Here is a 7,824-nt window from a genome sequence, read left to right on the forward strand (position 1 = left end):
GTCAACGCGTGTCTCTCGACCGGGCGGCAACACCCCCCGGACCATCAATGGCAGGGCAACAAAGCCATACCCGGCCGAGCGACCAGACCCCGTCCATCGGGGTGCTCACAAGGTAACGGGGACGACGTTCGCGACCCTCGTAGGTTCGTAACCTCGTAGGTTCGTAGGTCAGGCAGTGGCCACAGGAACCACGAGGACGAGCAGGGTTCCCAGGATCAGGCCGGGACCGAAGGGGATGTGTCCGCGGATGCCTCGTCGACGCCGAACGAGGATCCATCCCAGAGTGCCGATGCAGCCCAGCCAGATGCCAGCGAGCATCATCAGCGGGGAGACGAAGCCGCTGTAGAGGGCGAGGGCGGCGACGAGGATGACGTCGCCGAAGCCGAGGCCGCCGCGCGAGATGACGAACAGGACCAGCATCAAGACGGTGGCGATCGCGCAGGTGACGGCCGCCCAGATCAGATGGTCGAAGCCAACCCAGACCGCGGTGATCGGGAGTGCGACGGCGCCGGTGCCGAGCAGGCCGAGATTCAGCGGCAGAGGCAGCCGGGACTCGCGTGCATCGGTGACGACCATCGGCAGCGCGAGCAGGAGGAAGAGGGCGAGGGCCGGCCAGAGCTGGGGCGTGAGGAGGTACATCGGTGCTACCCCTCCTCGAGGCTGCTGGGGCTGGGCATCGTCGTGTCCTTCGTCCGGTGGATGGTCACCCTGTTACCGCGGCTAGGGCGGGCTCATGTGACCGCTGGGGACACTCTTCCTGATCCGCGGGGACGGCCGACTCCGATCAGCGCGTGAGGGACGGGCTCAGCTGGCGGCGGTGTAGGCCTCACGGATCTCTGCGGAGACGCGGCCGCGGTCGCCGATCGCGTACCCGTTGGCCTGCGCCCACTCGCGGATCCGCCTCGTCTCGTCGCTGCGCCCGCGGGAGGTGCCTCGTCGGGCGCGGCCCCCGACGCGCCGTGCATGCTCCACCCATGCCGCGAACTCGTCGCGGAGCTTCTGCGCGTTCTCGTCGTTGAGATCGATCTCGTAGGTGACGCCGTCGAGGGCGAAGCCGATCGTCGAGGTGGCTGCGGAGCCGTCGAGGTCGTCGGTCAGGACGATGCGAGTCTTGCGGGCCATGCTGCGTGTCCTCCTGGGTAGATATTGCGTTCAGCGTACAGAACGGCGAACGCATGATGAGGGGTTCTGCGTGACGGGGACTGTGCAAATGCTTGGCGAATTCCCGATCCGTACGAGTAGCGTTCAAGGACCACCAGCATCGAGGAGGCATGCGATGGACGAGCACGAGGATGACGAACGGCTGGCGGCCCTTGCGGAGCGGGCCGAGCGTGGGGAGCTTCCCGTGCCACCAGGGGCGCGGATCCAGAGAGCCTCGGACGAGGGCCCTGCCGGCGCCGCCGAGCTGCTGGAGATGGCGGGGGCGAGCACGCTCGACGAGGCGTTCGAGGTGCTGCGTGCGGCGGCAGTGCGCGACGGAGCGAAGTAGACAGCGCCGGGCCCCGCGGTCAGGGGGAACCGCGGGGCCCGGACAGTCGAGAGGCGGGGTCAGCCGCCGAAGGAGAGGACCGTGCCGATGAGGGCCACGGACAGTTCCTCATCGGGGTACTCGGCGCGGACGTAGTCCACGGCATCGAGGTACTGCTGCTTCCGGTCAGGGGTGAGCTCATCCCAGGCGTGCCGGTCGGCGTCGGTCACGAAGTCGGGGTAGGTGGTCATCTGGTCAGCAGCGCTCATGACGTGTGTCCTGTTCTGGTGTACTCGTCGGCTTCATCGTAGTCCTGGAACGATCTCGGTTCGGGGCGGCCGAGTTTCTCGTATTGGTCCTGCGTCACCATGAAGGTGATATCGGGTTCTCCGCGAGGTGGGGCGACCCTGCTCATGGCCGAATAGTCCCAGCCGTCGGGCGCGAATTCTCGGTTGAAGGGGATCGAGGCGACCTTGACGAAGCCGCTTCGGGCGTAGATCTTCGGCAGGAACGTGTCGAAGCACTCGAGGTGTGTCCCACCGCGCTCTGCTGCGATGGGCAGCAGGGCACGCGTCGCGCCGCGGCTGCTGCCGTCGGAGTACACCGCCGAGATCTCGCCACTGTGGCGGACGGCCGCGCCGGCGCGGCCGTCCGCTAGCACGAGCATCGTGTGGAAGTCGCGTTGGAGCTCAGTGGGGGTGGCCCTGGTGACCTGCTTCCCCGCGGCGTCCTGGGTGTACCGCTCCGCGAGCCCACTGCTGTAGGACCGTGCGGATGTCGGACCGGTGACCTCAAGAACGGTGTGCCCATGCGAGGTGTGTGCGCGCACGACGCGGAACGATCCTCCGGGCAGCGTGAGCGGCTTCCCGGTGGGGGAGTCAGCGACGTAGCGGTTGATGTTCGCGGTGAGCTGCTCGGCGTCGTAGGAGCCGCCTGCGGCGGTCCGCTCGGTGATGTGCTCCTGGAGCCCGGTGCGGGTCTGGATCAGATCGGCCCGGGCGGTCTCCAGGCGCGAGGTGATCTCCTCGTGCTCGGCGGTGTCGGGTGAGGTCTCGGCGAGCCGCTGCTCGAGCTTGTCGACGCGCTGGCGTTGATGCGCGTAGCAGCGTCGTCCCCCTTCGGCTTGGGACTGGCACATCGGATCTCCGTTCGGGTCACGGTGGACGTGGTGCCTCGACGACACCCACATCCCTCTACCGCGGGTTCCCGGGGGTCGTGTGACCGCACAGCATCAATCTGTCGCGCGCGGCGGCTCTGCTTCAACCTGGCGTCGAGGGCACCGGGTGGTCTCCTGCGGGGTGGACGGGCCGTCGAAGCGTGGGTATACTCGGACCTGCGGACCCGCCCAACGTACGTTGGTCAACGGGTCCTGCTTCTTTTTGGGTCAGACGCTGATGGTGGTGGCGCTGAGCGATGCGAGCTTGGGGTACCACGGCCAGGCGAACTGCTTCTCGGGGATTCGGGCAACGTCCTGATAGGCGGCGTAAGCAACGAGATCTGCAATCTGAACCCATTGGCTGCGGCTTGAACTCTGGAACGAGGGGTCCTCGAGCAAGGAGCGCGTCTCGAGGGGGAGCTCGCGGTGCGCGGATATGTAGCTAGTGTCGGAGCCGTCGCCATCCATGACTAGAGTTCCCCACTCGTCGGCGTTGCGGAGCTGCTCGTCGAGATGGTGGATGAGGTGGCTGTAGACCCGGTGGCGCTTCTTCTTGAAGCTCTCGCGGTGGCTCGTGGAGTTGGAGTAGATCGTCCCGACAGCCATCCAGTCCCAGGTGGCGAAGCGATCGAAGGTCTCGTCGAGCACGGCTGAGCGATTCGCCTTCCGGCGGTTCCAGGTGTCGTCCAAGGACGGGTTTCCACGTCCATTTGCGAACTGTGTTGCGTGCAGCTCGTAGTTCTTGGGGATGCCGTAGGTACTGGTGAGGTGGGCACGCCAGGAGAGGACGTCACTGAGGGCCTGGCGCCAGTGGTCGAATGCAACGGTGACCCAGCTATAGGTGGCGAAGCCCGTGTGCTCGGCGCCAGAGTCATCGACATAGATGAAGCGTGGCGGTCGAGCAGGAGTGTTCACGCTGACACCCTATGGGGAACGAGACGCCGGCGGGCGGCGGATACCGGCGTCGATATCGCCGTGCAGGCCTACTGCACGATCAAGAGCCGTTGAGCTCGCCGCGGCGAGGGCTGGCGGAGGGTCCGTCGCTCGGCTGTATGCGGCCGGGTCGGAGGCCGGCGCTCTGGGCCTCCGGTCGGCCGGCCGCGCGGGCGATCTCCTGCCCCATCGCCTTCGCATCCTCGCCGGTCAGCACCCTATGCGGACCGGAGAACCCTTCGGGTGTGGCCATGGCTTCTGCTCCGTTCGATCAGTTGTGCTCGAGGTCAGATCGGTGCGATCAGGGAAGGATCGGAGCGGTCCAGGCCGCGGACGCTGTTGACCTGCCGATCTAGGGGGCGGGTGACGAGCTGCCCCGCGATCGTGGACGAGACGTCCTCGAGCTGCGCGAGCAGCGGCGCCTTCTGGTCGGCCTCGAGCTTCCCGGGGGAGAGCCACTCCTCGATCGCGTCCTCGGTCAGGAAGGTCGGCATCCGGTCGTGGACCTCGCCGCCGGCATCCCGCGCCTCGCGCGTGATCACCGTGAAGGACACGTCCCACGCGTCGCTCTCGTCCTTCCTGGCGGCCGTGAGACCAGCGGCGTGCAGCAGCTCCCCGTCAGGGTGATGGATGAAGAACGGATCCTTCCCGCCGTCGGCAGCCTCGACCCACTCGAAGTAGCCGGTCATTGGGATCACGGCCCGGGCGCTCGAGAACGCGCCGCGGAACATCCCGTTGCTGCTCACGGTCTCCAGGCGCGCGTTGATCGGCCGAGGTCCCTTGTCCTTCGCCCACGCCGGGTGCAACCCCCAACGGGCGAGCTCGAGGGTGCGGTGTGACGCTCCGTCCTCGTCGACGAACTCGCGCACCACGGGAGCCTTCGTGCGCGGCGCGATGCTGTAGGTCGGCTCCCACTGAGCTGCCCGGTCATCGCTCGTGGCGACGTAGGAGCGCAGCAGCCCATCTCCGTTGCCGGGGGAGAGATTCATTCGGCTGAGCATTGTTCTCAGGGTTCTGCGTCAGTGCCGGATGAGGCGCGGGCCCGGGACGCACCTCACGGTCGATGCCTACTACGTGAGTCCGTGGCGCGCCGAAGCCTCGAGTTCTATATAGCTAAGTTGAAGATTCGAGGCTATCGTCGTGCCATGTCCGTCGATGAGCTGTCTGCGAGTGCCCAGAACTATCTGAAGGCGATCTGGGGGTTGTCCGAGTGGAGTGACGAGCCAGTGACGTTGAAGCTCATCGCGCAGCGGACCGGTGTTGCCCTGTCGTCCGCTTCGGATGCGGTGCGGAAGCTGACTGAGCAGGGTCTTCTGTCTCACGCGAGGTATGGCTCGGTCGAGTTGACGGAGGTCGGTCGTTCGTACGCGCTGGTGATGGTGCGGCGGCATCGCTTGATCGAGACGTTTCTGGTGGAGACCCTCGGGTATCGGTGGGACGAGGTCCACGAGGAGGCCGAGCAGCTCGAGCACGCCGTCTCGGACTTGATGGTGGAGAGGATCGATGACGTTCTGGGTCGCCCCCGGCGTGACCCGCACGGTGATCCAATCCCTGCAGCGGACGGAACAGTGACCGTGCCTGATGCGCGGCGTCTCACCGACGTCGGAGCGGAGGGCAGGTTTGTGGTCGAGCGGATCTCGGACACGGACCCGGCGATGTTGCAGTTCTTCGAGTCCCAGGGCATCGGAGTCGGGGTCACGCTTGTGGTCGCGGCGGGAGCGCCGTTCTCCGATGCGCTGGAAGTTCGTTCTGGAGAAGTGGGTTCGCCAACGTTGCTGGGACGCTCTGCGACAGATGCCCTCTACGTCTCTGCGGGGCCTACCTGATCCTCACGCCGGCGAGCCGTATCGCGTCGATACCGGCGAGCTCCGACCTTCTTGCTGAGCAGGCCGTGCTTGGGACTGATGAGGTAGACGAGTGCGAAGGCGCATCCCTGGGTGAGGACGACGAGGCCGCCGGGTGAGGCGTCGACCCAGTAGCTGATGTAGATCCCGACCACGGAACAGAGTGACGAGAGGACCGGCGCGATCACGAGCATCCGCCCGAAGCGGTCGGTGAGCAGATAGGCCGTCGCTCCGGGAATGATGAGCATCGCGACGACGAGCACCACTCCCACGACCTGGAGAGCGGCAACTGCGGTCAGCGCCAGAAGACCCAGCAGCAGCGCGCCGAGGAATCGGGGAGACAGGCCGATCGCGTGGGCGTGTGTCGGGTCGAAGGCGTAGAGCGTGAGGTCGCGGCGTTTGAACACCAGGGTGACAAGAGCCACGGTAGCCAGGATCGCGATCTGGACGAGGTCTGCGCGGGAGACGCCGAGGATGTTGCCGAAGATGATGTGGTTGAGGTCGGTCTGGCTGGGTGTGACCGAGATCAGAACCAGCCCGAGGGCGAAGAGAGTGGTGAAGACGATGCCGATGGCGGCGTCCTCCTTCACGCGGCTCGTCCCGCGGACGAGCCCGATCATGCCGACCGCCAGGAACCCGAAGACGACCGCGCCGATGGCGAACGGGACACCGAGGATGTAGGCAATGACGACTCCGGGGAGGACGGCGTGAGAGACGGCGTCCCCCATGAGCGACCAGCCGATGAGCACCAGCCAGCACGACAGCAGTGCGCACACCACGGCAGCGATCACGGTCGTGACGAGCGCACGGGTCATGAAGTCGTAGGAGAGCGGCTCGAGGAGCCAGTCGAGCGGGGTCATGCGGCACCCTCCTGCTGCAGAACGTCCAGGCCGAAGGCGAGAGCGAGCCTCTCGGGTGTGAGGGCCTCTTTCACCGGGCCGTGGAAGAGGATGGTTCGCAGCAGCAGCACGGCGTCGTCGGCGAGCTGCGGCAGAGCATGGAGGTCGTGGGTGGAGACCAGGACGGTACGGCCGTCGTCAGCGAGTGCGCGGAGAAGATCGACGATGGTGGCTTCGCTGCGCTTGTCCACGCCGGCGAAGGGCTCATCCAGCAGCATGATCCGTGCGTCCTGGGCGATCCCGCGGGCGACGAAGGCGCGCTTCTTCTGCCCGCCGGAGAGCTGGCCGATCTGTCGATCGGCGTACTCCGTGAGCTCCACCCTCTCCAAGGCTTCGTCCACAGCGATGCGGTCAGCGGGCCGAACTCGGCGCGTGGAGCCCTGGTGGCCGTACCTTCCCATCATCACGACGTCTCGGACGGAGACGGGGAAAGCCCAGTCGACGTCCTCGCTCTGGGGGACGTAGCCGACGAGTCCTCGCCGCCTGGCCGGCGCCGGCTGCGCGCCATTCAGCAGGACGCTGCCTGCGTCAGGCCGGACCATGCCGGTGATCGCCTTGAACAAGGTGGACTTCCCGGAGCCGTTCATTCCGATCAGCCCCGTCACCGCACCCGCCCGCACCGCAACAGATACGTCGTCGAGGGCGAGTACATCGCCGTAGCGGACGGTGACACCTTTGACATCGATCGCCGCTGTCGTCATGAGTCCTCTCCGGTGAGTCCCGCAGTGATGGTGTCCGCATCGTGGCGGATCAGATCCAGGTACGTGGGCACCGGGCCGCCTTCCTCGGAGAGCGAGTCCACGAACAGCGTTCCTCCGAAGCGTGCATTCGTAGCACCCACAACCTGCTGCATGGGGTCGTCGGAGACCGTCGACTCGCAGAACACGGCGGGGACCTCGTTCTCGTCGACGAACTCGATCGCGGAGGTGATCTGCTGCGGGGTCGCCTGCTGCTCGGCGTTGACGGGCCAGATGTACTTCTCGGTCAGCCCGGCATCTCGGGCGAGGTAGGAGAATGCGCCCTCGCAGGTCACCAGCGCTCTCTGGCTGGTCGGAAGACTTTCGAGCTCGCCCGTCAGGTCATCTTGGACCTGCTGGAGCTGCTGCTTGTAGGTCTCCCCGTTCCTCTCGTAGTCCTCAGCGTGTTCCGGGTCGAGATCGCTGAACGCCGCGACCATGTTGTCGACGTAGACCTGCACGTTCTTCGGGCTCATCCAGGCGTGCGGGTTGGGCTTGCCCGCGTAGGCGTCCCCCGCGATGTCGATGGGATCGATCCCCTCCGAGACCACGACATGAGGCACATCGACTTCCTCGACGAACTGGCCGAACCACACCTCCAGGTTCAAGCCGTTGTCCAGGATCAGGTCGGCATCCGAGGCCTTCCGGATGTCTCCCGGCGTCGGCTCGTACCCGTGGATCTCCGCGCCAGGCTTCGTGATCGACTCGACCACGAGGTGGTCGCCCGCAACATTCTCCGCGATGTCCTCCAGCACGGTGAACGTCGTCAACACCACCGGCTTCTCTC

At 66.3% G+C, this 7,824-nt stretch carries 12 protein-coding genes; 2 read left to right on the plus strand and 10 right to left on the minus strand.

Annotated elements, in window-relative coordinates; translation table 11 throughout:
* Positions 1 to 168: 168 nt before the first annotated feature.
* Positions 169 to 639 carry a prepilin peptidase gene (locus MHY20_RS11190; RefSeq protein WP_183376543.1) on the minus strand — a complete coding sequence of 157 codons (471 nt, stop codon included), beginning with the start codon at positions 637 to 639 and terminating at the stop codon, positions 169 to 171.
* A gap of 165 nt (positions 640 to 804) precedes the next feature.
* The gene (locus MHY20_RS11195) at positions 805 to 1,122 is read right to left on the minus strand and encodes an Lsr2 family protein (protein ID WP_183376545.1); all 318 of its coding nucleotides are present in this window, start codon (positions 1,120 to 1,122) and stop codon (positions 805 to 807) included.
* 154 nt (positions 1,123 to 1,276) lie between these two features.
* On the opposite strand from MHY20_RS11195, the gene MHY20_RS11200 reads away from it, so the two are divergent.
* Positions 1,277 to 1,489, plus strand: a complete 213-nt coding sequence (locus MHY20_RS11200; protein ID WP_183376547.1) for a hypothetical protein — start codon at positions 1,277 to 1,279, stop codon at positions 1,487 to 1,489.
* A 59-nt stretch (positions 1,490 to 1,548) separates the two neighbouring features.
* On the opposite strand, the gene MHY20_RS11205 is transcribed toward MHY20_RS11200, so the two are convergent.
* The 5 genes from MHY20_RS11205 to MHY20_RS11225 form a co-directional block, all read right to left on the minus strand.
* Complete coding sequence (locus MHY20_RS11205; RefSeq protein WP_183376549.1) at positions 1,549 to 1,737, minus strand: hypothetical protein; 189 nt, start codon at positions 1,735 to 1,737, stop codon at positions 1,549 to 1,551.
* The gene (locus MHY20_RS11210) at positions 1,734 to 2,606 is read right to left on the minus strand and encodes a hypothetical protein (protein ID WP_183376550.1); all 873 of its coding nucleotides are present in this window, start codon (positions 2,604 to 2,606) and stop codon (positions 1,734 to 1,736) included. Before MHY20_RS11210 ends, MHY20_RS11205 begins: the two co-directional genes overlap by 4 nt.
* Before the next feature lie 246 nt (positions 2,607 to 2,852).
* On the minus strand, positions 2,853 to 3,539 hold the full coding sequence (locus MHY20_RS11215; RefSeq protein WP_183376552.1) for a DUF3800 domain-containing protein: 687 nt from the start codon (positions 3,537 to 3,539) through the stop codon (positions 2,853 to 2,855).
* 79 nt (positions 3,540 to 3,618) lie between these two features.
* Positions 3,619 to 3,810 (minus strand): hypothetical protein, encoded by a 192-nt coding sequence (locus MHY20_RS11220; RefSeq protein ID WP_183376554.1) that lies wholly within the window; start codon positions 3,808 to 3,810, stop codon positions 3,619 to 3,621.
* Positions 3,811 to 3,844: 34 nt separating this feature from the next.
* Positions 3,845 to 4,546 carry an SOS response-associated peptidase gene (locus MHY20_RS11225; protein ID WP_239376839.1) on the minus strand — a complete coding sequence of 234 codons (702 nt, stop codon included), beginning with the start codon at positions 4,544 to 4,546 and terminating at the stop codon, positions 3,845 to 3,847.
* A gap of 156 nt (positions 4,547 to 4,702) precedes the next feature.
* Between MHY20_RS11225 and MHY20_RS11230 the strand changes: the two genes are divergently transcribed.
* Positions 4,703 to 5,383, plus strand: a complete 681-nt coding sequence (locus MHY20_RS11230; protein WP_239376840.1) for a metal-dependent transcriptional regulator — start codon at positions 4,703 to 4,705, stop codon at positions 5,381 to 5,383.
* Here MHY20_RS11230 and MHY20_RS11235 read toward each other — a convergent pair.
* The 3 genes from MHY20_RS11235 to MHY20_RS11245 all read right to left on the minus strand — a co-directional run.
* Positions 5,359 to 6,261: a metal ABC transporter permease gene (locus tag MHY20_RS11235; RefSeq protein WP_239376841.1), complete on the minus strand. Its 903-nt coding sequence runs from the start codon at positions 6,259 to 6,261 to the stop codon at positions 5,359 to 5,361. The two genes, MHY20_RS11230 and MHY20_RS11235, sit on opposite strands and share 25 nt — an antisense overlap.
* Complete coding sequence (locus MHY20_RS11240; protein ID WP_239376842.1) at positions 6,258 to 7,001, minus strand: metal ABC transporter ATP-binding protein; 744 nt, start codon at positions 6,999 to 7,001, stop codon at positions 6,258 to 6,260. Before MHY20_RS11240 ends, MHY20_RS11235 begins: the two co-directional genes overlap by 4 nt.
* Positions 6,998 to 7,824, minus strand: an 827-nt coding sequence (locus tag MHY20_RS11245; protein ID WP_239376843.1) for a metal ABC transporter substrate-binding protein, incomplete at its 5' end; no start/stop codon positions are given. The genes MHY20_RS11240 and MHY20_RS11245, both read right to left, overlap by 4 nt.

Origin of the sequence: Helcobacillus sp. ACRRO, assembly GCF_022347125.1 — a bacterium.
Taxonomy (GTDB): domain Bacteria; phylum Actinomycetota; class Actinomycetes; order Actinomycetales; family Dermabacteraceae; genus Helcobacillus; species Helcobacillus massiliensis.

Bases quoted from the DNA above. Each gene is read 5' to 3' on its own strand.
- MHY20_RS11195 (WP_183376545.1), bottom strand. From the start codon at position 1,122: ATGGCCCGCAAGACTCGCATCGTCCTGACCGACGACCTCGACGGCTCC.
- MHY20_RS11240 (WP_239376842.1), bottom strand. From the start codon at position 7,001: ATGACGACAGCGGCGATCGATGTCAAAGGTGTCACCGTCCGCTACGGC.
- MHY20_RS11235 (WP_239376841.1), bottom strand. From the start codon at position 6,261: ATGACCCCGCTCGACTGGCTCCTCGAGCCGCTCTCCTACGACTTCATG.
- MHY20_RS11205 (WP_183376549.1), bottom strand. From the start codon at position 1,737: ATGAGCGCTGCTGACCAGATGACCACCTACCCCGACTTCGTGACCGAC.
- MHY20_RS11230 (WP_239376840.1), top strand. From the start codon at position 4,703: ATGTCCGTCGATGAGCTGTCTGCGAGTGCCCAGAACTATCTGAAGGCG.
- MHY20_RS11200 (WP_183376547.1), top strand. From the start codon at position 1,277: ATGGACGAGCACGAGGATGACGAACGGCTGGCGGCCCTTGCGGAGCGG.
- MHY20_RS11210 (WP_183376550.1), bottom strand. From the start codon at position 2,606: ATGTGCCAGTCCCAAGCCGAAGGGGGACGACGCTGCTACGCGCATCAA.
- MHY20_RS11225 (WP_239376839.1), bottom strand. From the start codon at position 4,546: ATGAATCTCTCCCCCGGCAACGGAGATGGGCTGCTGCGCTCCTACGTC.
- MHY20_RS11220 (WP_183376554.1), bottom strand. From the start codon at position 3,810: ATGGCCACACCCGAAGGGTTCTCCGGTCCGCATAGGGTGCTGACCGGC.
- MHY20_RS11190 (WP_183376543.1), bottom strand. From the start codon at position 639: ATGTACCTCCTCACGCCCCAGCTCTGGCCGGCCCTCGCCCTCTTCCTC.